This window comes from Mycobacterium sp. Panama NTM2, assembly GCF_054355555.1.
The window spans coordinates 4,392,486-4,415,457 of record NZ_CM135953.1; the positions used below are offsets into that span (position 1 = coordinate 4,392,486).

19 protein-coding genes and 5 pseudogenes are annotated in these 22,972 nt (G+C 66.3%); 11 read left to right on the forward strand and 13 right to left on the reverse strand.

The genetic code is table 11. The annotated features are described in order from the left end of the window. Positions 1-10: 10 nt before the first annotated feature. Positions 11-1,459: an NAD-dependent succinate-semialdehyde dehydrogenase gene (locus ACXYX3_RS20995; protein WP_241203267.1), complete on the reverse strand. Its 1,449-nt coding sequence runs from the start codon at positions 1,457-1,459 to the stop codon at positions 11-13. 49 nt (positions 1,460-1,508) lie between these two features. Between ACXYX3_RS20995 and pgi the strand changes: the two genes are divergently transcribed. Further along, a complete protein-coding gene (gene pgi, locus ACXYX3_RS21000; protein ID WP_241203268.1) occupies positions 1,509-3,161 on the forward strand; it encodes a glucose-6-phosphate isomerase in 1,653 nt (550 codons plus the stop codon). Between the two features lie 7 nt (positions 3,162-3,168). Here pgi and ACXYX3_RS21005 read toward each other — a convergent pair whose 3' ends face one another. From ACXYX3_RS21005 to ACXYX3_RS21025, 5 genes and pseudogenes are all read right to left on the reverse strand, one after another. Then, complete coding sequence (locus ACXYX3_RS21005) at positions 3,169-4,008, reverse strand: glycoside hydrolase family 16 protein (RefSeq protein ID WP_458608869.1); 840 nt, start codon at positions 4,006-4,008, stop codon at positions 3,169-3,171. A 37-nt stretch (positions 4,009-4,045) separates the two neighbouring features. Then, complete coding sequence (locus ACXYX3_RS21010) at positions 4,046-4,795, reverse strand: SDR family oxidoreductase (RefSeq protein WP_458608870.1); 750 nt, start codon at positions 4,793-4,795, stop codon at positions 4,046-4,048. Between the two features lie 47 nt (positions 4,796-4,842). Then, complete coding sequence (locus tag ACXYX3_RS21015; protein WP_458612167.1) at positions 4,843-5,316, reverse strand: zinc finger domain-containing protein; 474 nt, start codon at positions 5,314-5,316, stop codon at positions 4,843-4,845. Positions 5,317-5,505: 189 nt separating this feature from the next. Then, positions 5,506-5,700: pseudogene (locus tag ACXYX3_RS21020) on the reverse strand (DNA-formamidopyrimidine glycosylase family protein); the annotation flags it as partial. 4 nt (positions 5,701-5,704) lie between these two features. Next, positions 5,705-6,088, reverse strand: a complete 384-nt coding sequence (locus ACXYX3_RS21025) for a phage holin family protein (RefSeq protein ID WP_458608871.1) — start codon at positions 6,086-6,088, stop codon at positions 5,705-5,707. Positions 6,089-6,213: 125 nt separating this feature from the next. Between ACXYX3_RS21025 and ACXYX3_RS21030 the strand changes: the two are divergent. The 7 genes and pseudogenes from ACXYX3_RS21030 to ACXYX3_RS21060 all read left to right on the forward strand — a co-directional run. Beyond that, positions 6,214-7,119, forward strand: a pseudogene (locus ACXYX3_RS21030) (AurF N-oxygenase family protein); the annotation flags it as partial. Next, a complete protein-coding gene (locus ACXYX3_RS21035) occupies positions 7,119-7,841 on the forward strand; it encodes a DUF4873 domain-containing protein (protein ID WP_458608872.1) in 723 nt (240 codons plus the stop codon). The pseudogene ACXYX3_RS21030 and the gene ACXYX3_RS21035, both read left to right, overlap by 1 nt. A 77-nt stretch (positions 7,842-7,918) precedes the next feature. Further along, the gene (locus tag ACXYX3_RS21040) at positions 7,919-8,791 is read left to right on the forward strand and encodes an LLM class flavin-dependent oxidoreductase (RefSeq protein WP_241203273.1); all 873 of its coding nucleotides are present in this window, start codon (positions 7,919-7,921) and stop codon (positions 8,789-8,791) included. A gap of 24 nt (positions 8,792-8,815) precedes the next feature. Further along, positions 8,816-9,526 carry a class I SAM-dependent DNA methyltransferase gene (locus tag ACXYX3_RS21045; protein WP_241203274.1) on the forward strand — a complete coding sequence of 237 codons (711 nt, stop codon included), beginning with the start codon at positions 8,816-8,818 and terminating at the stop codon, positions 9,524-9,526. Positions 9,527-9,595: 69 nt separating this feature from the next. Further along, positions 9,596-9,892 carry a hypothetical protein gene (locus tag ACXYX3_RS21050; RefSeq protein WP_241203275.1) on the forward strand — a complete coding sequence of 99 codons (297 nt, stop codon included), beginning with the start codon at positions 9,596-9,598 and terminating at the stop codon, positions 9,890-9,892. A 68-nt stretch (positions 9,893-9,960) separates the two neighbouring features. Continuing rightward, positions 9,961-11,379, forward strand: a complete 1,419-nt coding sequence (locus tag ACXYX3_RS21055; protein ID WP_458608873.1) for a sugar porter family MFS transporter — start codon at positions 9,961-9,963, stop codon at positions 11,377-11,379. 19 nt (positions 11,380-11,398) lie between these two features. Further along, entirely contained in the window at positions 11,399-12,037 is a 639-nt protein-coding gene (locus ACXYX3_RS21060; RefSeq protein WP_241203277.1) for a VOC family protein, read from the forward strand. Here ACXYX3_RS21060 and ACXYX3_RS21065 read toward each other — a convergent pair. Beyond that, positions 12,038-13,197, reverse strand: a pseudogene (locus ACXYX3_RS21065) (aromatic ring-hydroxylating oxygenase subunit alpha). Between the two features lie 70 nt (positions 13,198-13,267). On the opposite strand from ACXYX3_RS21065, the gene ACXYX3_RS21070 reads away from it, so the two are divergent. Both ACXYX3_RS21070 and rnhA read left to right on the forward strand, forming a co-directional pair. Continuing rightward, positions 13,268-13,882 carry a TetR/AcrR family transcriptional regulator gene (locus ACXYX3_RS21070; RefSeq protein ID WP_458608874.1) on the forward strand — a complete coding sequence of 205 codons (615 nt, stop codon included), beginning with the start codon at positions 13,268-13,270 and terminating at the stop codon, positions 13,880-13,882. A gap of 50 nt (positions 13,883-13,932) precedes the next feature. Continuing rightward, the gene (gene rnhA / locus ACXYX3_RS21075; protein WP_458608875.1) at positions 13,933-14,406 is read left to right on the forward strand and encodes a ribonuclease HI; all 474 of its coding nucleotides are present in this window, start codon (positions 13,933-13,935) and stop codon (positions 14,404-14,406) included. A 6-nt stretch (positions 14,407-14,412) separates the two neighbouring features. Here the strand turns inward: rnhA and ACXYX3_RS21080 are convergent. Further along, a pseudogene (locus ACXYX3_RS21080) lies at positions 14,413-15,839 on the reverse strand (HNH endonuclease signature motif containing protein). 126 nt (positions 15,840-15,965) lie between these two features. Between ACXYX3_RS21080 and ACXYX3_RS21085 the strand changes: the two are divergent. Beyond that, positions 15,966-16,199 (forward strand): annotated as a pseudogene (locus ACXYX3_RS21085) (DDE-type integrase/transposase/recombinase); the annotation flags it as partial. 53 nt (positions 16,200-16,252) lie between these two features. On the opposite strand, the gene ACXYX3_RS21090 reads toward ACXYX3_RS21085, so the two are convergent. From ACXYX3_RS21090 to ACXYX3_RS21110, 5 genes are all read right to left on the reverse strand, one after another. Next, positions 16,253-18,562, reverse strand: coding sequence for an ATP-dependent DNA ligase (locus tag ACXYX3_RS21090; RefSeq protein WP_458608876.1), 2,310 nt, complete (start codon positions 18,560-18,562; stop codon positions 16,253-16,255). A gap of 61 nt (positions 18,563-18,623) precedes the next feature. Further along, positions 18,624-19,706: an ABC transporter ATP-binding protein gene (locus ACXYX3_RS21095; protein WP_458608877.1), complete on the reverse strand. Its 1,083-nt coding sequence runs from the start codon at positions 19,704-19,706 to the stop codon at positions 18,624-18,626. A 35-nt stretch (positions 19,707-19,741) separates the two neighbouring features. Beyond that, the gene (locus tag ACXYX3_RS21100; RefSeq protein WP_374238307.1) at positions 19,742-20,626 is read right to left on the reverse strand and encodes a carbohydrate ABC transporter permease; all 885 of its coding nucleotides are present in this window, start codon (positions 20,624-20,626) and stop codon (positions 19,742-19,744) included. A gap of 2 nt (positions 20,627-20,628) precedes the next feature. Next, positions 20,629-21,600, reverse strand: coding sequence for a carbohydrate ABC transporter permease (locus tag ACXYX3_RS21105; protein WP_458608878.1), 972 nt, complete (start codon positions 21,598-21,600; stop codon positions 20,629-20,631). After that, positions 21,597-22,964 carry an ABC transporter substrate-binding protein gene (locus tag ACXYX3_RS21110; protein ID WP_458612168.1) on the reverse strand — a complete coding sequence of 456 codons (1,368 nt, stop codon included), beginning with the start codon at positions 22,962-22,964 and terminating at the stop codon, positions 21,597-21,599. The genes ACXYX3_RS21105 and ACXYX3_RS21110 overlap by 4 nt, the downstream gene beginning before the upstream one ends. Positions 22,965-22,972 lie beyond the last annotated feature (8 nt).

Here is a 22,972-nt window from a genome sequence, read left to right on the forward strand (position 1 = left end):
AAGGCGCGCGCTACTTCGTCAGCGCAATGTATTTCGTGTCGAGGTACTCCTCGATGCCCTCGCTGCCACCCTCACGGCCGAACCCGGACTCCTTGACCCCGCCGAACGGCGCGGCGGCGTCGGAGATCACGCCACGGTTGACGCCGACCATGCCGGATTCGATGCCCTCGGCCACCCGCAGCGCACGATCCAACGACTGTGTGTAGACGTAGGCGGCCAGCCCGTACTCGGTGTTGTTGGCCGCGGCCACGCCCTCGTCCTCGGTGTCGAACCCGGTGATGGGGGCGACGGGTCCGAACACCTCCTCCTTGAGGATGCGCGCGTCGGCCGGCACGTCGGTCAGCACGGTGGCCGGATAGAAGTTCCCGGGGCCGCCGGGCGCGACGCCGCCCACGGCGACCGTCGCGCCGCGGGAGACCGCGTCGGACACCAGCTCGGTGACGGTGGCGACCTGCTTGGCGTTGATCAGCGGGCCCAGCGTCGACTTCTCGTCGAGGCCCTTGCCGAGGGTGAACTCGCTCATCCGCTTCACCAGCTTCTCGGTGAACTCTTCGCGCACGGCGTTGGCGACGTGGAACCGGTTGGCCGCCGTGCACGCCTCGCCGCCGTTGCGCATCTTCGCCAGGATGGCTCCGTCGACCGCGGCGTCGACGTCGGCGTCGTCGAACACGATGAACGGTGCGTTGCCGCCCAGTTCCATCGACGTCCGCAGCAGCTTGTCCGCCGACTGCTTGACCAGTGCCTTGCCCACGCCGGTGGACCCGGTGAACGTCAGCTTGCGCAGGCGACCGTCGTCGATCAGCGCCTCGGTGACACCGCCGGGATTGCTCGTCGGCAGGATCGACAGCACACCCTTGGGCAGGCCGGCCTCGTCCATCAGCTTGGCCAGCAGCAGCATCGTCAGCGGCGTCTCCTGGGCCGGCTTGACGATCATCGTGCAGCCGGCGGCAAAGGCGGGCCCCATCTTTCGGGTCCCCATGGCCAGCGGGAAGTTCCACGGCGTGATGGCGTAGCAGGGGCCGACGGCCTGTTTGGTGACCAGGATGCGGCCGGTGCCGGCCGGGCTCGCGGTGTAGCGCCCGTCGATGCGGACCGCCTCCTCGGCGAACCACCGGAAGAACTCGGCGCCGTAGGTCACCTCACCCTTGCTCTCGGCGACGACCTTGCCCATCTCCAGCGTCATCAACGCCGCGATGTCGTCGGCGCGCTCGGTGATGGTCTCGAACACCGACCGCAGGATCTCGCCGCGCTTGCGCGGTGCGGTCGCGGCCCACTCGCCCTGCACTGCGCACGCGGCGTCGAGTGCGGCGCGCGCGTCGTCGGGGGTGGCGTCGGCCACCTTGGTGATCACCTGGTCGTCGCTGGGGTCGAGCACGTCGAACGTCGACGAGCCCTCCCGCTCCTCACCACCGATCCACAGACCGGTGGGGACTGAGTTCAGCAGCGCGGCTATATCCATACCCCACGTCTTACACCCTCGGTCAAGTCGCGGCACTAGGGTTCTTTTCATGGGCTCCTCCGACATCACGGCCACATCGGCATGGCAGGCACTGTCCCGGCACCATGAGCAGATCGGCGGCACCGATCTGCGTCAGCTCTTCGCCGACGATCCGGCTCGGGGAACCGAGCTGACGCTGACCGTGGGCGACATGTACATCGACTACAGCAAGCACCGGGTGACCCGTGAAACGCTGGATCTGCTGCTCGATCTGGCGCGCGCAGCCGGGTTGCCCGAGCGGCGCGACGCCATGTTCTCCGGTGAGCACATCAACACCTCGGAGGACCGCGCTGTCCTGCACACCGCGCTGCGGCTGCCCCGCGATGCCGAGTTGAGCGTCGACGGCCAGGACGTGGTGGCCGACGTGCACGAGGTGCTCGACCGGATGGGGGAATTCACCGATCGGCTGCGCAGCGGCGAGTGGCGCGGCGCGACCGGTGAGCGCATCACCACGGTGGTCAACATCGGTATCGGTGGCTCCGATCTGGGGCCGGTGATGGTGTACCAGGCGCTGCGGCACTACGTCGACGCGGGCGTGTCGGCGCGGTTCGTGTCCAACGTCGATCCCGCGGACCTGGTCGCGAAGCTCGACGGACTGGACCCCGCCAGCACGCTGTTCATCGTTGCGTCGAAGACGTTCTCGACGCTGGAGACCCTGACCAACGCGACGGCGGCGCGGCGCTGGCTCACCGATGCGCTCGGCGAGGACGCGGTGAGCAAGCACTTCGTGGCGGTGTCGACCAATGCGAAACTGGTCGACGAGTTCGGCATCGACACCGAGAACATGTTCGGCTTCTGGGACTGGGTGGGTGGCCGGTACTCGGTCGACAGCGCCATCGGGTTGAGTGTCATGGCGGCGATCGGCAAGGAGCGGTTCGCCGAATTCCTCGAGGGCTTCCATCTGGTCGACGAGCACTTCCGAACGGCGCCGCTGGAGGCCAACGCGCCGGTTCTGCTGGGATTGATCGGGCTCTGGTACAACAACTTCTTCGGTGCGGAAACCCGTGCGGTGCTGCCGTATTCGAACGACCTGTCTCGGTTCGCGGCGTATCTGCAGCAGCTCACCATGGAGTCCAACGGCAAGTCGGTGCGCGCCGACGGCACGCCGGTGACGACGCGCACGGGCGAGATCTTCTGGGGCGAGCCCGGCACCAACGGCCAGCACGCGTTCTACCAGTTGATCCATCAGGGCACCCGGCTGATCCCGGCCGACTTCATCGGGTTCAGCGAACCGACCGACGACCTGCCCACCGCCGACGGCACCGGCAGCATGCACGACCTGTTGATGAGCAACTTCTTCGCCCAGACGCAGGTGCTGGCCTTCGGCAAGACCGCCGAGGAAATCGCCGATGAGGGCACACCGTCAGATGTGGTGCCCCACAAGGTGATGCCGGGCAATCGGCCGAGCACGTCGATCCTGGCGACCAAGCTGACGCCGTCGGTCGTCGGTCAGCTGATCGCGCTCTATGAGCATCAGGTGTTCACCGAGGGCGTGGTGTGGGGCATCGACTCGTTCGACCAGTGGGGTGTGGAGTTGGGCAAGACCCAGGCCAAGGCGTTGCTGCCGGTACTGACCGAGGACGAACCGCCTGCGGCGCAGTCGGATTCGTCGACCGACGCGCTGGTGCGCCGCTACCGCGCGGAACGCGGTCGTTCGGCGTGAGTTCGGCTCACCAGACGCGGACGTAGTCGATCAGCATCTCGGCCGGATAGCTGCCACCGCTGGGATCGCCGCCGCCGGAGCCTGCGACGGCCAGGTCGAGGATCGGGAACAGTTGATAGCCCGGCTCGTTGAACTGCCAGTCGGGCAGCGCGTGGGCCGGCACGTCGAAGTACGGTGCGGCGCCGTCGGTGTAGTCCCGCCAGAACCGCATGCCCGCGTCGTCCCACTGCACCCGCCAGGTGTGCCAGGCGCTGTCCACGCTGATGGTCCGGCTGACGTGTTCGCCGCCGTTGAGCTTGGCGTGCACGGCGGTGCCGGGCGCCCAGTGGCCGTTGCCGTACCACTCCATGATGTCGACCTCGCCACCGTTGACGGGGTTGTTGTTGGCGAGATACCACGCCGGCCAGCAGCCGGGGGTCAGGCAGTTGAGCTTGATGCGGGCTTCCCAGTTGTGGCCGATGCCGCCCCGGAAGGTGCCGAAGATTTTGCCGCTGTAGTAGGTGTCACCGTCCTTGGCGGCGTGGAACACCAAGTTCGACTTGCCGTCGAGGTAGACGTTGCGACGGTCGTCCCGGTACTGGCCGACGTTGCCGGGCAGCTCCCAGTAGGTGGGGTCCTCCATGGATTCGCGCGCGGTCGCGACCTCCCACTTCGACCGGTCGGGCGCCGAGCCGGCAGGGCCGTCGAAGTGGTCTTCGAACAGGTACTTGCCGGCCGGTGGCGGCGCGGCGGGCGCGGGTCCGGGCCACGGCGTGGCCTGGGCCGGGCCACTGGGCAGCGCCGCTCCGAGCAGGCCGATCCCCGTCATCGCCATCACGGTGCGTCGGTTGAGATGCCGGTCCGTCATCGGTCCATGAAAGCACCCGCGCCCGCGGGCGAACCTGTCAGGCGAAGCGTTTGGTGTATTTGGGCGGCAGCAGCTTCATCACCTCGACCAGCGGCCACCACGGCCAACCCGGGACAACGGCGCGGCCCTTTTCCTTCTCGATCGCGTCGACCATCGCTTTGACGCCGGTTTCGTTGTCGACCATCAGCATCGTCGTGTTCGACTTGGCGGTCATCTCGGATTCGATGTAGCCGGGCTCGAGCACGGTGATCTTGATGGGTCCCGAGGGGTACTCCGCGCGCAGCGACTCGCCCAGGGAGGTGACACCGGCCTTGCTCGCCGCATAGGCGGCCTTGTGGCCGGGCACGCCGACGTTGCCCAGGACGGAGGAGACCAGGACGAGGTGGCCCTGGCCCGCCGCCTTGAACATCTCCATGGCGGTCTCGATCTGCACAAGCGCGGCAACGAGATTCGTTTCGATCGTGGCCTTGTTGGCCCACAGTTTGCCGCCGCCCAGCGGATAGCCCTTCCCGATGCCGGCGTTGACGATCACGCAGTCGATACCGCCGAGCTCATCGGCCAGTTCACCGAAGACCTTGGGCACCTGGTCGTGATCGTTGACGTCGAGGGCGGCCACGGCCACGCGCACGCCGGGGTGGCGGGCGGTGATCTCGGCCTTGAGTTCGTCGAGGTTGTCGACGCGCCGGGCGCACAGTGCCAGGTCGCGGCCCTTGGCGGCGAACTGGCGGGCCATACCGGCGCCCAGCCCCGAGCTTGCACCGGTGATCAGGATCTTCTGCCGAGTCATTGCGGCAGGATAACCGAGTTAGACAAGTCCCCGGAAATCACAGCGCGCTATTTCAGCAGGCGGGACATCCGCCGATCCGCCAGCACCTTGCCACCGGTCTGACACGTCGGGCAGTACTGGAACGATTTGTCCGCGAACGAGATCTCGCGCACGGTGTCGCCGCAGACCGGGCACGGCATGCCGGTCCGGGCGTGCACGCGCAACCCGGATCGCTTCTCCCCCTTCAACGTGGCCGCCTGCTGACCAACGGAGCGCGTCACCGCGTCGGTGAGCACCGAGATCATCGCGTCGTGCAGCGCGGCGAGTTGCGCCTCGGTCAGTTTGTTGGCCGTCGCGAACGGCGACAACTTGGCCACGTGCAGGATTTCGTCGCTGTAGGCATTGCCGATCCCGGCGATCACCTTCTGGTCGGTGATCACGGTCTTGATGCGTCCGGAGTTGCCCCGCAGCACGTCGGCCAGCCCGTCGACGGTCAGCGCCAGCGCATCGGGCCCCAGCGACGCGATCTGCGGCACGGTCATCGGGTCGGTGGTCAGCCACACCGCCAACCGCTTTTGCGTGCCGGCCTCGGTCAGGTCGAAGCCGAGACCTTCCTCACCGAGATGCACCCGCAGCGCGATCGGCCCCTTGCCCGGCTTCAGCGGCGCGGCACCCAGCTTGTCCGACCAGCGCAACCACCCGGCCCGCGACAGGTGCGTGATCAGGTGCAGTTCACCCGCCTGCAGCCCCAGGTATTTGCCCCAGCGGTTCGCACCGGTCACCTCCTGACCGTGCAGCGCGGACAGCGGCGGGTCGAACGTCTTGAGGACCGACAGCGCAGCGACGTCGACGCGGCGCACGATCTGCCCGACCGCGTGCCGGCGCAGATGGTCGGCGAGGGCTTCGATCTCGGGTAGTTCGGGCATCTTTTCAGTCTGCCTTGACGAGCAGTGAGAGCACCCAACTCACGATCGACAACACGATCGCCGCCCAGATCGCGGTCCACCAGAAGTCGTCGATGGACAGACCCCAGTGGGTGGTGTGCTCGGTGATGGACGAGGTGATCCAGAGCATCAGCGCGTTGATCACGATGTGGATCAGGCCGAGCGTGAGGATGTAGAGCGGGATCGAGATGATCTGCACGATCGGTTTGATGATGGCGTTGACCAGCCCGAAGATGACGGCCACCACGAAGATGATGCCGATCCGGGCGGCGGTCGAATCGCCCCCGACGAAGGCGATCCCCGGGACGACCAGGGTCACCACCCACAGCGCCACCCCGGTGAGGGCGGCACGCAGCAGAAACGAGGTCACATCGGTCATCATGCCCCGTCGGCGTTCCCGACAGCCAGTACCGAAAGTACCCGGTACCGCAGGTATTGACATGGTGGCGCACGGCTCCTTAACGTCGTGAGCACCACGACGAAGGGACGTCGACGATGACGGCTCCACCCGCCCCGCGCAGCACCGCCCCGACCCGCGACGTGTTCGCCGATCGACTGCTCAAGGGATCGGTCAAGAAATCGTTCGCCCCGATCGTCGACATCGACTGGGATGCGCCGCTGGAGCCGGACAAGTTCTTCCTGCCGCCCAGGCTGGTGTCATTGTACGGAACGCCCCTGTGGGACAGCATGTCTCGCGACGAGCAGATCGAGCTGTCACGCCAGGAGCTGGCGAACACGCTCTCGGCCGGAATCTGGTTCGAGAACATCCTCAACCAGGCCCTGCTGCGCAAGATGATGCATCAGGACCCGACGGCGCGGGCCACGCACTACGAGCTCACCGAACTGGGCGACGAGACCCGCCACATGGTGATGTTCGGCAAGGCGATCCAGCGCATCGGCGCGAAACCGGTGCGACCCAAGCTGTATCAACGCGTGATCATCAACATGCTGCCGTTCGCGTTCCAGGGCTCACTGCTGTGGGTCGCCGCGCTGGTCGGCGAGGAGATCTTCGATTCCCTGCAGCGTCAGATGATGGACGATCCGGAGTTGCAGCCCCTGGTGCAGCGCCTGATGCGCATCCACGTCACCGAGGAGGCCCGCCACATCCAGTTCGCCCGCGACGGTCTGCGCAAACGCGCGCCGCAGCTGGGTCGGGTCTCGCGGATGTGGGTCGGCAACGTCAACGGGGCCGGCGGGTTGTTCTTCCGGCACTTGTTCACCAACCGTGTCCAGTACGCGCGGGTGGGCCTGGACTCGCGCGAGGCGCGGCGGGTTGCGCGCAGGAGCCCGCATCGCCGCGAGGTCCAAGTCATGGGCTTCGCTCCGTTGGCGGCGTTTCTGACCGAGGTCGGCCTGATGGGTCCGGTCGCCCGACGCGCGTGGACGCGCAGCGGGTTTCTGTGACCGAGACGGTCATGTACGTCAGCGACTCGGTCTCCGCCGAGTTCGACGAGCGGACACACGTGTGGCGGGTGGGCGACCGCACGGCACGCGTCTTGATCGCAACAGACGGCACGCTGCCCGACGGGACCGCACCGCCACCAGACGGACTGGTGCCCTATCTCGGCGTCGCGGTGTCCGGCGTGCCGAACTACTTCCTGCTGACCGGTCCCGACACCGCCGCGCAGAAGAGCTACATCGCCAAGTGCCTCGCTCACCTCGGCCGCACGGGTGGCTCCCGCATCGAGGTCCGTCCCGCGACCCAGCGGATGTTCAGTCGGCGGGCCCGATCGGGTGAGCACCGCGGCGGTCGGTACTGGCGAGTGGTCGGCACGAAGATCCCGTCGGCGTTCGAGGTGCAACACACCGGCGAGGACATCGTCGACGATGACGCCGTGTACGACGGCATCGCCACCGTCACGGTCGACGGTGGCGACCACCGGGCACGGGTGCGACTGACCGGATGGCTGGACCCGGTCGACGGCCTGTTCCATTGGCGTGGAACATTTTTCGCGGAAATGACTGGTCTGCGACTGCCTACCGTTGTCGAGATCGCCGCGGACGGCGATTCGGTGCCGGCGCGGCTGACGGAGCGGACCTCGCAGGGTGGTCTCACCGTGGTCGGCACCGGAATTCCGCCCTTCGCCCTGGCAACCACCGACATCGAGATTGCTGACGTCTGAGAGCCGGTACGGCCGTTGCGGCCCGCGCGATCTAGAACACGTTCTAGTATGCGGTGCAGCGACGAGCAGGAGGCGATGTGCGGTTCACCTTTGCAGAAGCGATGACCGATCCGACGTACTACATCCCGCTGGCCAAAGCCGCCGAGGCCGCGGGCTATCACGCAATGACGATTCCCGACAGCATTGCCTACCCGTTCGAGTCCGACTCGACTTACCCGTATACCCCCGACGGCAGCCGGGAGTTCCTCGACGGCAAAGCGTTCATCGAGTCGTTCGTCCTCACCGCCGCCCTGTGCGCGGTGACGACCACCCTGCACTTCAACCATTTCGTGCTCAAGCTGCCCATCCGCCCGCCGGCCCTGGTCGCCAAGCAGGCGGGATCGTTGGCCGCCCTGTTCGACAATCGGCTGGGACTCGGGGTGGGCACCAGCCCCTGGCCCGAGGACTACGAACTGCTGGGCGTGCCGTTCGCCCGGCGCGGCAAGCGGATGGACGAATGCATCGAGATCATCCGCGGCCTCACCTCGGGTGAGTACTTCGAGTTCCACGGCGAGTTCTACGACATCCCCAAGACGAAGATGACGCCCGCGCCGTCGCGCCCGGTGCCCATCCTGATCGGCGGGCACGCCGACGCCGCACTGCGCCGCGCCGCCCGCAATGACGGCTGGATGCACGGCGGTGGCGACCCGGAGGAACTCGACGCACTGCTGACGAAGCTGGCCCGCTTCCGCGAGGAGGAGGGCAGCGCCGACAACGAGGACTATCAGATCCACGTCATCTCGATCGACGCCTACACCCTCGACGGCGTCAAACGGCTCGAGGACAAAGGCATCACCGACGTCATCGTCGGGTTCCGCGTCCCGTACATCACCGGCCCGGACACCGAACCGCTCGAGACGAAGATCCGCAATCTGGAGATGTTCGCCGAGAACGTGATCGCGAAGCTGTAGCACGGGATCGGTAGAGTTCGACCGATGACACGCGGTGCCTACGACGTTCCCGACGCCTTCGATGCCGGCGCCGACGCCTACGACGGTCTGGTCGGCTCGAACCCGGGTTATCACGAGCACCTCCGACTGTCGGCGCAGCGCATGCAGCTCCCCGACCAGGGACGCGGGCTGCGGCTGCTCGACATCGGCTGCGGCACCGGGGCGTCCACGGCCGCGCTACTGGAGGCCGCACCGCACGCGGAGATCATCGGCGTCGACGGGTCGGCCGGAATGCTGGAGCAGGCCCGGGCCAAGCAGTGGCCGGACTCCGTACGCTTCGTGCACAGCCGCGCCGAGGGTCTCGCCGAGGCGGGGGTCACCGGACCGTTCGACGGCATCCTGGCGGCCTATCTGGTGCGTAACCTCACCGACCCCGATCCGGTGCTGCAGACCCTGCGCGGACTGCTGGCCCCCGGCGGCGTGTTCGCCGCGCACGAGTACTCGGTGCGTGATTCCGCCGTCGCCCGGGTGACGTGGAATTTGGTGTGCGCCGCGATCATCATTCCGGCGGGCAAGATCCGGTCGGGTGACGCCGGGCTCTACCGCTACCTGCGCACCAGTGTCAACGACTTCGACGGCGCCTCCGCTTTCCGGGAACGATTGAAGCGCAATGGTTTTGTCGATGTGCGCAGCCTGACGGTGTCGGGGTGGCAGCGCGACATCGTGCACACGTTCCTGGCCAACGCCCCCCGCTGAGGACATCGCCGCGCTCACTTCCCATGGTGTGACGGGATTAACACTGCCGAGGTTGGGGCACACACCGGCATGGCGTTCAAACTCACGTATTCGGATGGGCAGGAATCCACGCACGACGACGACACCGTCTGGGAACTCGACGACGGTGTGCTGAAGCTGGGCCGCGAGAAAGACAAGTGGTCGGTGCTGTTGTCGCCGAGTCACTGGGCAGTCCTCGAACTGGTCTCCTCGTCGTCGGACTCCGACAACAAAGATTCCGACAACAAGGACTCCGACAAGGACTCCGACGACAAGGATTCCGACGACGCGGACGACAAATCCGAGAAGGACGGCGACGACAAGAAGTCCGACAAGGACGACGACTAGTCCCACACCTGTTGTGCGGCAGCAGCGTTCGCTGCTGCCGCACACTGTCGCGGCCAAGGAGGCCTCCGATGAGTTCGCATCACACCGCTGCGTCGGATCACGACCGGGCCACCGCACCGGGCCAGTTGACCGGCGCGGCGATCATCGTGGCCCTGGTGTCCGCTGTGTCGGGCATGTTGTACGGCTACGACACCGGCATCATCTCCGGGGCGCTGCTGCAGATCACGGAGGATTTCGGGATCGAGGAGTCGTGGAAGCAGGTGATCGCGGCGAGCATCCTGCTCGGCGCCGTGATCGGCGCTCTGACCTGTAGCTACCTGTCGGAGAAGCGGGGCCGCAAGGGCACGCTGGTGATGCTCGCGGTGGTGTTCGTCCTCGGCGCGCTGTGGTGTGCCATCGCGCCGAATCCGCTGATCCTCTCCCTGGGTCGATTGGTCCTCGGCTTCGCGGTCGGTGGTGCAACGCAGACGGCGCCGATGTACGTGGCCGAACTGGCGCCGCCGAAGTATCGCGGCCGGCTGGTGCTGTGCTTCCAGATCGCGATCGGGGTCGGCATCGTCATCGCGACGATCGTCGGTGCCACCGAACACATTCCCTGGCGATGGTCGATCGGTGCCGCCGCCGTCCCGGCCGCGGTCATGCTCGTGCTGTTGATGCGGCTGCCCGAGAGCCCTCGCTGGCTGGTGAAAAACGATCGGGGCGACGACGCCCGAGACGTGCTCGAAGGAGTGCGGCCGTCGGGCTACGACGTCGACGGAGAGCTCGCGGAGATGGCCGAGCTGACCCGCAAGGAGCAGACCGCGAAGACCAAGGGGTGGCCGGGCCTGCGTGCGGCGTGGGTCCGTCCGGCGCTCGTTCTCGGTTGCGGCATAGCGATTTTCACGCAGCTCAGCGGCATCGAGATGATCATCTACTACTCGCCGACCATCCTGACCGACAACGGTTTCTCGGATTCGGTGGCGCTCCAGGTGTCCGTCGCGCTCGGGGTCAGCTATCTGGTGGCGCAGCTGGTCGGGCTGTCGATCATCGACAGGGTGGGCAGGCGCAGACTCACGCTGATCATGATCCCGGGTGCCGCCCTGAGCCTGTTCGTGCTCGGCGCACTGTTCGTCACCGGCAACAGCGGCCGGGAATCGGTGCCGTTCATCATCGCGTGCCTGGTCGTGTTCATGCTGTTCAACGCCGGCGGGTTGCAGCTGATGGGGTGGTTGACGGGTTCGGAAACCTATCCCCTCGCGGTGCGGCCCGCCGGAACCGCGGTGCAGTCCGCGGCCCTGTGGGGAACCAACCTGCTCATCACGCTGACGCTGCTGACGCTGATCAGCGGGATCGGCGTGGGCCCGGCGATGTGGCTCTACGGGTTGTTCAACGTGGCGGCGTGGTTGTTCGTGTACTTCCGCATGCCCGACCTGACGGGTCGGAGCCTGGAGGACATCGAGGACAAGCTGCGCGACGGCAGGTTCCGTCCCGCCGACTTCGCGCGCTGATCTGACACACTCGGCGGTCATGCGCATCGACACTCTCGTGGTCGCCGATCCCCCGTCGGCGTGGACCGACGCCGGCTTCACGGTCGACTCCGGCGAGACGTGTCACATCGGCGGGGTCGGCATCGACCTGGTCGGACGGGACAGCGGCTCCGGCATCGTCGGGTGGTCGCTCGGCGAGCTACCACGTCATGCAGGCCACGACGTGGACGGCATCCCGACAACGAGATCGCATACCGCCGTGCCGGTGCCTGTGTCCACCGTCCACCGCAACGGTGTCACGGCGATCGACCACGTCGTGCTGATGTCACCCGATCTCGACCGCACTGTCAGCGCGCTCAGTGACCTCGGTGCCCTTCCGCGGCGGGAACGCGACGCCTGGGTGGGCGAGCGGGCGGTCCGACAGATCTTCTACCGCTTCGGCGCGACGATCGTCGAAGTGGTCGGCTCACCGACAACATCGAACCCGGGCCCGTCGACGCTGTGGGGCATCACCTTCGAGGTCACCGACATCGACGAGGCGGCCCGGTTCTTCGGCGATCGCACCTCGACGGTCAAGGCTGCGGTGCAGCCCGGTCGGAGGATCACCACGCTGCGCCATCACGAACTAGGCCTGTCCGTGCGCACGGCGCTCATCTCGGCGCGCCCGCCCCGTACGTGATCAGGACAGCGCGATACCCAACTCGTCGGCGAACACCTTGATCATGTGCTGAACGGCGATCTCGTTGCGGCCAATGATCATGTGGTCGTGCTGACCGCGGCGCACCCCTTCGCCGCATTGCGGGAGCATTGCGAAATCCTCGTCGCGCACCGCGGCGTGCACACTGTCGTAGACGGCGTCGTACGTGGCGCGCATGTCGTCGTTCTGGGCGGGGACACGTGCCATCCAGCTGTGCCGAACAGTGCAGCGGGTGGGCTCGCCGGCGGGCAGGATGTCGATGATCTCCACTCCGACCGGGCTGTTGGCGAGGATGAGGTTCGGGTAGATCCAGTAGATGACGCCCATGTTCGTCGACGGGTCTCGCGGTGCGGAGGCGTCGGGGTCGAGGTTGGTGATCCAGGTGAACGGGAATCCGATGCGATGGTGCCGGCCGAACTCGTCGTAGATCGCGGTGTTGGCCAGCGTGTTCTGTCCGATCACGCTCTGCCCGTGCACGAATGGGAAGTGATAACCCTCGGCGAAGGCCTCCAGCGCACCCTTCACGAGACACCTGAGGTGAACTCGCGATCTGCGTGGTAACCATAGGACTGGTAGCTCCACCGCTCGAGATCCGTTGCCACGGTTCCGAGATGAGCATCCAGGTCCATCGTCGCGTCGGCGGACAGGACGGCCCAGATGAAGCCATACCGTTCCTCGGAGGGCAGCTCGACGAGGCCGTAGTCCTTCAGGTTCATCGAGTCGAAGCCGGCGCGCCCGGGCACCATGAACAATTCACCGGTGTTCTTGTAGGTCCAGGCGTGATAGGGGCAGACGAACCGTGATGCGTTGCCGGAACCGCAGGCCGGCATGGCACCGCGGTGCCGACAGTAGTTCAGCAGCACGCGGCTGGTCCCCTGCCTGTCCCGGGTGACCAGGAGCGAATCGCCGAGTACCGAACGGACCACGTAGTCGTTGCTGTTCGGCAGTTGCGCTGACGGCACGATGGCCAGCGGCACCCGGCGCAGGATCTGCGACTCTTCGACGTCGGTGGTCTTCGGGTCGCGGTAATAGTGCAGCGGCACCCGTAATTCGCGATCGGCCATGTCGGTGGTACCGGCGACCGCGTGCGCGAGCGCCCGTTCGGTCAACGCCTCGTCATCGCAGGGGGTGGAAGCAGCCATGGGCCTGACCATACATCTACCATCAAGTGTATTGTCAATGGTCGATCCCGCGACGTGCGACGATCGCTGCATGCGTAGGCACGGGTGGTCGGGAGACATCCCCCGCGACGACGACGAGGCGGCGCGCCGGATCCTCGACGCCGCCCGCGAGGCGATCGACGGCGGCCGACCCGCGACGGTCTCGTCCGTGGCGCAGACGCTGGGCGTCACCCGGCAGACCGTGTATCGCTACTTCCCCACCCAGGAGGCACTGCTCGCCGCCACGGCCCTGTCCTCGATCGACGCCTTCCTCGACCAGCTCACCGCCAAGCTCGGCAACATCAGCGACACCACACAAGCTGTTGTCGAGGGCATCGCCTACACCCTCGAGCAACTCTCGCACGACCGGTACCTGCGCTTGGTCGTCGAACCCGGGAAGGCATCCGCGTTCACCGCGGGCGTGACATCCGATGTCGCGATCGGTTTCGGCCGGTCGATCCTGGAACGCTTCGACATCGACTGGCGCGCAGCCGGTTTCGACGGTGCACAGCTCGACGGTCTCGTGGAGTTCATGCTGCGGACGCTGCAGTCGTTCATCATCGACCCCGGCGGGCCGGGTCGTCACGGCGAGGGGTTGCGACAGTATCTGCACGACTGGATCGCCCCGGCCATCCGCGCGCGGGCGGCGACGACGTCGGCGCGGTGACGCGGCGAGTCATCGGGCGGACCGGCGGGCCCGTTGCCTATCCTCTGCGCATGCAGGTCGAGACTTCCGGTGACGTCGTGGTGATCCACACCGACGGCGGCTGCCGACCGAATCCCGGACCGGGCGGCTGGGGTGCGGTGTTGCGCCAGCGCCAGCACGTGCGCGAGATGTGCGGCGGCGAGTCCGGCGTCACGAGCAACAACCGCATGGAGCTGATGGCCCCCATCATGGCGCTCGAGGCGTTGACCCGGCCCGTGGTCGTACACCTCTACACCGACAGCACCTACGTACGCAACGGCATCACGAAGTGGGTGCACGGCTGGGAACGCAACGGCTGGGTCACGGCCGCCAAGCAGCCGGTGAAGAACGTCGACCTGTGGCAGCGGCTCCAAAAGGCTTGTGCGCGACACGATGTCGAGTGGTTCTGGGTGAAGGGCCACTCCGGCATCGACGACAACGAACTGGCCGATGTGCTTGCCACCCGCGGCATGGCCGAGGCGATCGCGGCAGGCGTCGCGATCTAGCGGCACTCAGGCGACCTGGTTGTCCGGTGGTGCGGGTCCGCCGGGTTCTGAGGGGTCGGCCGCCCCTCGTGTGGGCTCCTCGTCGTCGGGTGGGCGGAGGAGGCGTTCGGGGGTGTGGTGGGTGTTGATGCGGGTTTGGCCGGTGTCGAGGTTCGGCGGCGGAGCCCATTCGACCTCGTGGCGGGTGTTCATCGACGTGGTCCAACCGCCTTCATTCACCGCGCGTTTGTCGGGTGGGCAGGCCAACCCGAGGTCGTCGACGTTGGTCAGTCCTGGGTGACGTGGTGGACCTGGCAGCCGTAGGCCCCGACGGGGCAGCCGGGTTTGGTGCAGCCTCCGTCGCGGGCGATCAGCATGATCCGCTGCGCTGCCGACGCCACTCTCTTCGTGCGGAACAGGTCCAGAGCGGACCCGGTGGCCCGGTCGAACACCGCCAAATAGTGCGAGGCGTGCGCCCCCATGCGGATCACGTCCTTGATGGGCAGCCGGGTGCCGCCACCCGTCGTCCCGATCCCGGCGCGCGATTCCAAATCCTGCAGCGTGGTCCGCACAATGACGGTCACCGGTAACCCGTTCAGTTGACCCAGCTCCCCGCTCATCAGGGCGATGCGTCCGACCGCGACCAGCGCGTCGTGCTGGCGTTGAGCCAGGCTGCGGTGATCACTGTCGATCTGCGCCTGCGTCGGTGTCCCCGACGTGCAGGGTTCGGGGTCGTCGGGGTTGCACATTCCCGGGGCGGCGTATTTGGCGAAGATCGCCTCCCATATCGCCGCCGCCTCCGGGGTCAGATCGGCCCGCCACGCGGTCATCCCGTCCCGACCCTGCCGCCCCTTACTCAGGGAACGTTTCCGGGTGCGTTCGGCATCGTCGGGTTCAGGACCGTCCTGATCCAACAAAAACAGCTCCAGATCCGCAGCGTCGCGCGTTTCTTTCGGGCCGGCGCCGGTGGCGATGCGCACCACATCGGCTTCGAACTGCTCGCGGGTCGTCGTATCGACGAAGCCGGGCAGCTTGCCGACCGTTTTCCGGATGATCTCCACATGCTCCGGCGTGATCCGCCCCAGCTCCTGCGCGGCCGCGGTCGCCGGCAACGCCGGCGGGAACGGTGTCCCGGTGATCGACTGCCGGGGAGCCAGCAGCGCCGCCTCGGTCAGCCGACGGTGCGCTTCGGAGCCACTGATCCGATAGCGGATCGCCAGCACGTCGCGCCAGTTCTTGGCGCCCATCTTCTGCGGGGTGGTCTCGACCTGCAGCCGCGCCAGGGCGCGATGCCCGGCGGCGGGCAGCCGGCAGGACGCGGATTGCAGCTCATCGAGCAGCTCCACTACGTCCGCGGCGGTGGACAGGTCCAGATCGGCGGCGAGCACGGCATCGACGGCAGCCCGTAGCCCCGCCACCGCCTCCCGCGCCTCCGACATACTTCGAACATACATTCGACACCCGACAAGCTGACTGACTCAAACTTTCTGGCAGGGTCGCCGGAGAATGATGGTGACACGTCCAGAGGGACTGTCAGATGTCCAGATCGCGGAAGATGAAAGTCAGCAGCCTGGTGGCGATTTGTCTATCCCGCGCCGAATGCACGATGGCAGTTAGACCACACCGGCTACGTCCTCACCCGCGGCCGCCAGTGCGTCATCTTCCAGCTCATCGATGATCACTCCCGCTACGCGGTCGCCTCCCATGTCACCTGGAGTGAAACCCCCGAGGCGGCGATCGCCGTGTTCGACAAGGCTGTTCGCCGTCATGGCGCACCCCAACGACTGCTGACCGATGACGGGATCGCGCTCAACCTGTGATGCCTCAGGACATCGGTGACACCCGTGGTCACGATGGGCACCACCGACTACTCCCACACCACCTCGTCAGGCTTTTTGTCCGGTCGCAACCCACGCCAACTCGGCTGTCGCAGTCGCCCGTCCGACGTCCTCTCGCTGTAGCGAACCTCGCCCACCAACTCCGGCCGCACGAAGGTCACCCCCTTCGCGTCGGGTCCGGTCAGTCGAGCGGTGAAGGGTGACTCGTCGGTGTGCAACGGCTCCAGCATCCCCTTGAGCGATGCCAGATCCTTGTCCGTGAACCCTGTGCCGACGCGTCCGACGAAGTGCAGGCCATTGGTCGGATCGTCGGGATCGGGCACGCCGATCAGCAGCGCACCGATTCCACTGGTGCGCCCCTCCCCCGCACGCCAGCCGCCGATGACGACTTCCTGTGTGCGCCAGAGCTTGTCCTTGATCCACGATTTCGATCGCCGGCCCGGCTGATATGTCGAGTCCCACTTCTTGGCGACCACACCCTCGTAGCGACTCTTCTCGACGTGGGCCAGCGCCTCGGCGCCGTCACCCTCCAGCAGGTCCGGGACGATGGGCGCCCCGCCCCGCGCCAGCGTCTCGAGCAGCGTGCGCCGGTCGCGATACTTCGCCCGCAGCAGTGAGCGCCCGTCCAGCGCGAGGATGTCGAACGCCCAGAACTCGACGTTGGTGTCGCGGGTGCGATGCTGCATCGCTTGGAAACTCGGCACACCGTCGGTGTCCAGGGCCACGATCTCCCCGTCGAGGATCACGTGGTGGTCGGCGAGATCGGCTGCCAGTGACTGCAATTGGGGGAACTCACGGGTGACATCCCGACCGCTTCGCGACGTCAGCGTCAGCGTGCCGTGGTCGGCGTCGACCAGCAGCCGGTAGCCGTCCCATTTGCCTTCGAACGCCCATACCGCCGATGTCAGGTGAGCCACGGACCCGTGCGTGGCGAGCATCGGCGACATGTCCTCCGGTGTGAAGGTGTGCTGCTCCTTCATCCGATGCGCCAACCAGTTCTTGCCGTCCGTCTGGATCAGCGCGTAGCGACCCGTGATCTTCGACCCGTGCAGGGTGACGATCACCTCGCCTTTGCGGCCCTCGATGGGCTTCTCGCCGTCGACTCCGGGATCGAGGAACTTCTCTGTCTCGTACGTGCCGGAGTCCCACACGATGACCTTGCCGCCGCCGTACTCGCCGGCTGGGATCTCGCCTTCGAATGTCGCGTATTCGAGCGGGTGATCCTCGGTGTGCACGGCGAGGTGGTTCACCGACGGTGTCTCGGGAAGGTTCTTCGGTACGGCCCACGACACCAGAACACCGTCGCGCTCGAGTCGGAAGTCGTAGTGGAGCCTGCGCGCGTGGTGCTCCTGGATCACGAAGGTGTCGTTGGCGCCGCGGACCGGCGACGCCGCCGGCACCGGTTCAGGGGTCTTGCCGGGATCGCGCATCCGCCGATACGTGCTGAGCCCGTCGGCGACGGGAGCATCGGCGTCCAGAGCGTGGAGCAGATCGCCGTCGCGTTCGACGCGTTCGAGGACCTCGTCGAAACGCAGGTGCCTCACGTCGGGATCCTCGAGCTCTTCCCAGGTTCGTGGTGCCGCAACAGTCGGTTCGGCGCGTCCGCGCATCGAATACGGCGAGATCGTGGTCTTGGCGCCGTTGTTCTGGCTCCAATCCAGGAACACCCGGCCTGCTCGCAGACTCTTGGTCATCGTCGCGGTTACCAGCCCCGACATCGACTTCTCGAGTTGCTGCGCAACACGTTTGGCGAGAACCGATGCCCCACGCGAGCTGACCGGCTCGGTGAGCGGCACGTACAGGTGCACACCCTTGCTGCCGCTGGTGACGGGATAGGTGCGGAGCCCGATCCCCGTCATGAGCTCGCGGACCGCGAATGCGACCTCGGCAACCTGCGGCATCGTGACACCTTCGCCGGGGTCCAAGTCGAACACCACCCGCGTCGCCGGCCCCTGCTCGCCGGCTCCGCCCTCCCGCTCCTTCCCGCCGGAAACGAACCGCCATTGCGGCACATGCACCTCCAACGCGGCCTGCTGCGCGATCCACGCCAGTCCCTCGCGGGAGTCGATGATCGGGTAGGTGGTGCTACCCGATCTGTGATGAATCGTGGCCCGATGCAACCAGTCCGGCGCCGACGACGCGAGCTGCTTCTCGAAGAAGTCCGCCGCGTCGACTCCGTTGGGCCACCGTTTCCGAGTGACGGGACGGCCCGCGATGTGCGGGAGCATGAACTCCGCGATCGCGACGTAGTACTCGAACACCTCGGCCTTCGTGGTGCCGGTGGCCGGGTAGAGCACCTTGTCCGGGTTCGTCAACCGAACCCGCTCGTATCGCTCCACCCGGCCAGTATCCCGCGAGCACCGTGCACCGGGGGCCGGAACCCGGCGGCGTCACTGCACGTCAGTTCAGCCGTTCACCCGACTTCGGGTGGAACAGGTGCACCGCTGCGTCGTCCCGGATGCGCAGCGTCGCCGTCGCGGCGAGCTTGGGCGCGGTGCGCGGGTTACAGCGGGCGACGAGTTCGACCCCGGAGCCGGCGTGGGTGTAGACGTACGCTTCGCTGCCGAGGTCCTCGACGAGGTCCACCACGACCTCCACGCCGTCACCGTCGTCGGAGAGCTCGAGCTGCTCGGGCCGGATGCCGAAGGTGACCTCCGACAGGCCCGCGTCCGAGATCTTCGTCAGATCGCCGCGCTCCAGCGGCAGCACGGAGTCACCGATCTTGACGCCGTCGGACGCGACGGGCAGCGTCACCAGATTCATCGCGGGCGAGCCGATGAAGCCGGCGACGAATGCGTTGGCGGGCCGGTCGTACAGCTCGTTGGGCGATGCGAATTGCTGCAGCTTGCCGAATCGCAGCACCGCGACTCGGTCACCCATGGTCATCGCCTCGACTTGGTCGTGCGTGACGTACACGGTGGTGGTGCCCAGACGGCGTTGCAGTGCCGCGATCTGAGTGCGTGTCTGCACGCGCAGCTTGGCGTCGAGGTTCGACAGCGGCTCGTCCATGCAGAACACCTGCGGCTCACGGACGATCGCGCGGCCCATCGCGACGCGCTGACGCTGACCGCCGGACAGCTTGGCCGGCTTGCGATCCAGGAACTCGGTGAGGTCGAGGATCTTGGCGGCCTCCTCGACTTTGCGGCGCCGCTCGTCGGCCGAAACGCCACGCAGTTTGAGCGCGAATCCCATGTTCTCGGCGACGGTTTTGTTGGGGTACAGCGCGTAGTTCTGGAACACCATCGCGATGTCGCGATCCTTGGACGGCACGCCGACCATGTCTTTCCCGCCGATCCGGATGTGGCCCTCGTCGATGTCCTCGAGGCCCGCCAGCATCCGAAGCGCGGTGCTCTTACCCGACCCGGACGGGCCGACGAGCACGACGAACTCGCCGTCGGCGATCTCGAGGTCGAGTGAGTCAACGGCCAGCTTGTCGGAGCCGGCGTAGATGCAGGACGCGTTCTCGTAGGTGATCGATGCCATGTGAAACTCCTTGCTCTGTCTGAGGTCTGGGTGGATTACTTGATCGCGCCGAACGAGAGGCCGCGCACCAGCTTGTTCTGCGCGAACCATCCGCAGAGGATCACGGGCAGGGCGGCCATGGTCGCGGCCGCGGACAGCACGGCCCAGTACTGCCCCTGCCCGGCGATGAAGCCGACCAGGTACACCGGCATGGTCTGCGCGTTCACGGCCGTGAGATTCACCGCGAAGAAGAACTCGTTCCAGGCGAAGATGATGCAGATCAACGCCGTCGCCGCGATGCCGGGTGAAACCAGCGGGAGAATCACCTCGCGCACCGAACGCCACAGGCTCGCCCCGTCGAGGCTGGCTGCCTCGAGTAACTCACCGGGCACCTCGAGGAAGAACGAGCGCATCATCCACACCGCGATCGGCAGGTTCATCGCCGTGTACATGATGATGAGGGCCCAGATGTTGTCCAGTAGACCGATGTTCGAGACGATCACGTAGAGCGGCAGGATCACCGCGACAACCGGGAGCATCTTGGTGCTCATGAAGAAGAACAGCGCGTCCTGCGTCTTGCGGACCGGCCGCAGCGACAGCGCGAACGCCGCCGGGACGCCCAGCAGCAGCACCAGGATCGTCGAGATTCCGGTCGCGAACACCGAATTCAGCATCGCCGGCCCGATCCCCTGACCGAAGACGGCCTTGAACTGATCGAGCGTGGGTGTGAAGAAGAAGGTCGGCGGATTCGTCGCCGCCTGCCCCTCGGACTTGAACGCTGTCAGGACCATCCACAGCACCGGGAAGAAGAAGCCGAGACCGGCGACCCACGCCACCAGGCCCCACACGTCGAACGTGCGGCCTTTCTTCTTACTCGCCAACCGCGGAGCGTCTCCGGAATCGGTGTTTTCCGTAGTGTCAACCATATTCGCCGTGCTCATGGCTACGCCGCCTCTTCCTTGCCGGAGAACGATTTGAAGATCAATCGGAGTGCGAAGTTCGCGATGACGATCGTGAAGAGCACCACCACCACGCCCATCGCGGCGGCCTGGCCCATGTCGAATCCCAGGAACGCGCGCTGGTAGATGTAGAACGGCAGGTTCGAGCTGGCCACCCCCGGTCCGCCCTGCGTCATCATGTAGATGGCGTCGAAGGTGTTGATCAGGTAGATCGCGCCCAGCACCACGCCGAGTTCGATGAACCGCCGCAGGTGCGGCAGAGTCAGTTCCCGGAACAATTGGAAGCCCGTCGCTCCGTCGACGCGACCGGCCTCGAGCTGGTCGCGCGGCATCGACGTCAGGCCCGCGAGGATCAGCAGCATCATGAACGGCGTCCACTGCCATATCAATTCGACCATGACCATGGTCAGCGGGAACTGCCCGATCCAGTCCACCGGCCCGATGCCGACCAGGCCGAGGAACCAGTTGAGGATGCCGTTGTTCGGGTCGAGGATCGTGGTCTTCCAGATCAATGCCGCCGCGACAGGGGTGATGAGGAACGGTGTGATGAGCAGCGTCCGCACGACGCCGCGGCCAGGGAAGGCCCGATCCAACAGCAGCGCGAACAGCAGCCCGAGGAACGCCGAGATGATGACGACGCCCACGATCAGAACGACGGTGTTGACGGCCACCGACCAGAACTGACTGTCCTTGACGACGGCCACGTAGTTGCCCAGGCCGACGAATCGGCTCGAGCCGGGCCGCACCAGATTCCATGACAGCGTGGAGTAGTACAGCGTGAGCACGAAGGGGATCTGCGTGACGATGATCATGAAGATCAGCGCCGGCAGTAATGGTCCCCGTCGGCGCCAGCCCTCGGCACGGCTGACGCCGGCGTTCTGGCCCTCCTTGATCTTGCGGACGCGTTCGGCGACGGCGTCATCCGTGGCCGAGGAGTTCTCAACGGTTGTGGTCATCCCTGCTGCTCCTGGTAATCACGGCCGACGACCTCGGCGTACTGCTGGGCTTGGGCGAGCGCGTCGTCGACCGACTTCTGCCCGGCGATGGCCGCGCTGATCTGCTGACTCACCCGAGTTCCGAGGTCCTGGAATTCCGGGATCCGCACGAACTGCACACCCTCGTACGGAACGGGTTGAACGGTGGGCTGTTCCGGGTCCGCGTTCTTGATCGACCGAAGCGTGAGCGGGCCGTAGGCTTTCGAGATCGCCTGATACTGCGGTAGATCGGTGTAGGTCGAGGTGCGACTGCCGGGTGGGACACGCGCCCAGCCCAACTTTTCCCCCACCAGCTTGATGTAGTCCTTACTGGTCATCCACGAGATGAACTTCCATGCGCCGTCGGGGTTCTTCGCGGCCTTCGGTATCGCCAGCGCCCAGGTGTAGAGCCAGCCCGAATTCTCCTTCTTGACGATCGGCGCGGGCAGGTAACCGATCTGTCCTTGCAGTTCCGGGTACGTCTTCGGATCCTCGAGGACCGACACCGCGGAGGTGGCGTCGTACCACATCGCGGTCTGGCCTTGCCCGAACAAGTTGGCGCACTCCTGGAAGCCCGTCGACGAGGCACCGAGCTCCCCGGCGTCGTTGATGAGGTCGACGTAGAACTTCACCGCTTCGGCGACCTCTGGACTGTCCAGCTGTGCGTTCCAGTTCTGGTCGAACCACCGGCCGCCGAAGGTGTTGATCACCGTGTCGAGTGGGGCGAGCACCTCACCCCAGCCGGGCTTGCCACGCAAGCAGATTCCGGCGTCCGAGACACCCTTGGCTTTGATGGTCTTGGCCCAGTCGGCCACCTCGGACCACTGGGGCTGGTAATTGGGATCCTGCGGAACCTGTATCCCCGCCTTGGCGAACATGTCCTTGCGGTACATCAGGAAGGACGACTCACCGTAGAACGGCACGGCGTACATGTCGCCCTGCTCGTTCGACAGTGACTTGCGCAGCGACGGGATGAAGTCCTGCTCGTCGTAACCGGGAGTGTTGCGTGCGTATTCGGACAGGTTTCGCAACCAGCCGTCCTTCGCCCACTCCGGCGTCTCGAAATTGGAGATCATCACCACGTCGAACTCGCTGCCGCCCATCGCCGTCGACATGGTGATCTTGGCGCGCGCCTGGTTCTCCGAGAGCGTGACGAACTTGAGCGTGATGCCCGGGTTCTCGGCCAGGAACTCCCGCGAGAGTTCCTGCGCGTCGGTCATCTGGGAGTTCGACACCAGCGCGATCGTCACCTCGTTGTCCGACGCACCGAGACTGCCCGCACCCGAGCAGCCCGCCGTCAGCGTCACACCCGTCGCCGCCGCGCATGCGGTGACCGCGCGCAGCAGTTTGGATA

Coding starts and splice junctions, on each gene's coding strand:
- ACXYX3_RS21005 (WP_458608869.1), bottom strand. CDS start 4,008: ATGACGGACCGGCATCTCAACCGACGCACCGTGATGGCGATGACGGGG.
- ACXYX3_RS21060 (WP_241203277.1), top strand. CDS start 11,399: ATGCGCATCGACACTCTCGTGGTCGCCGATCCCCCGTCGGCGTGGACC.
- ACXYX3_RS21045 (WP_241203274.1), top strand. CDS start 8,816: ATGACACGCGGTGCCTACGACGTTCCCGACGCCTTCGATGCCGGCGCC.
- ACXYX3_RS21105 (WP_458608878.1), bottom strand. CDS start 21,600: ATGACCACAACCGTTGAGAACTCCTCGGCCACGGATGACGCCGTCGCC.
- rnhA (WP_458608875.1), top strand. CDS start 13,933: ATGCAGGTCGAGACTTCCGGTGACGTCGTGGTGATCCACACCGACGGC.
- ACXYX3_RS21055 (WP_458608873.1), top strand. CDS start 9,961: ATGAGTTCGCATCACACCGCTGCGTCGGATCACGACCGGGCCACCGCA.
- ACXYX3_RS21070 (WP_458608874.1), top strand. CDS start 13,268: ATGCGTAGGCACGGGTGGTCGGGAGACATCCCCCGCGACGACGACGAG.
- ACXYX3_RS21095 (WP_458608877.1), bottom strand. CDS start 19,706: ATGGCATCGATCACCTACGAGAACGCGTCCTGCATCTACGCCGGCTCC.
- ACXYX3_RS21010 (WP_458608870.1), bottom strand. CDS start 4,795: ATGACTCGGCAGAAGATCCTGATCACCGGTGCAAGCTCGGGGCTGGGC.
- pgi (WP_241203268.1), top strand. CDS start 1,509: ATGGGCTCCTCCGACATCACGGCCACATCGGCATGGCAGGCACTGTCC.
- ACXYX3_RS20995 (WP_241203267.1), bottom strand. CDS start 1,459: ATGGATATAGCCGCGCTGCTGAACTCAGTCCCCACCGGTCTGTGGATC.
- ACXYX3_RS21050 (WP_241203275.1), top strand. CDS start 9,596: ATGGCGTTCAAACTCACGTATTCGGATGGGCAGGAATCCACGCACGAC.
- ACXYX3_RS21100 (WP_374238307.1), bottom strand. CDS start 20,626: ATGAGCACGGCGAATATGGTTGACACTACGGAAAACACCGATTCCGGA.
- ACXYX3_RS21015 (WP_458612167.1), bottom strand. CDS start 5,316: ATGACCGTGCCGCAGATCGCGTCGCTGGGGCCCGATGCGCTGGCGCTG.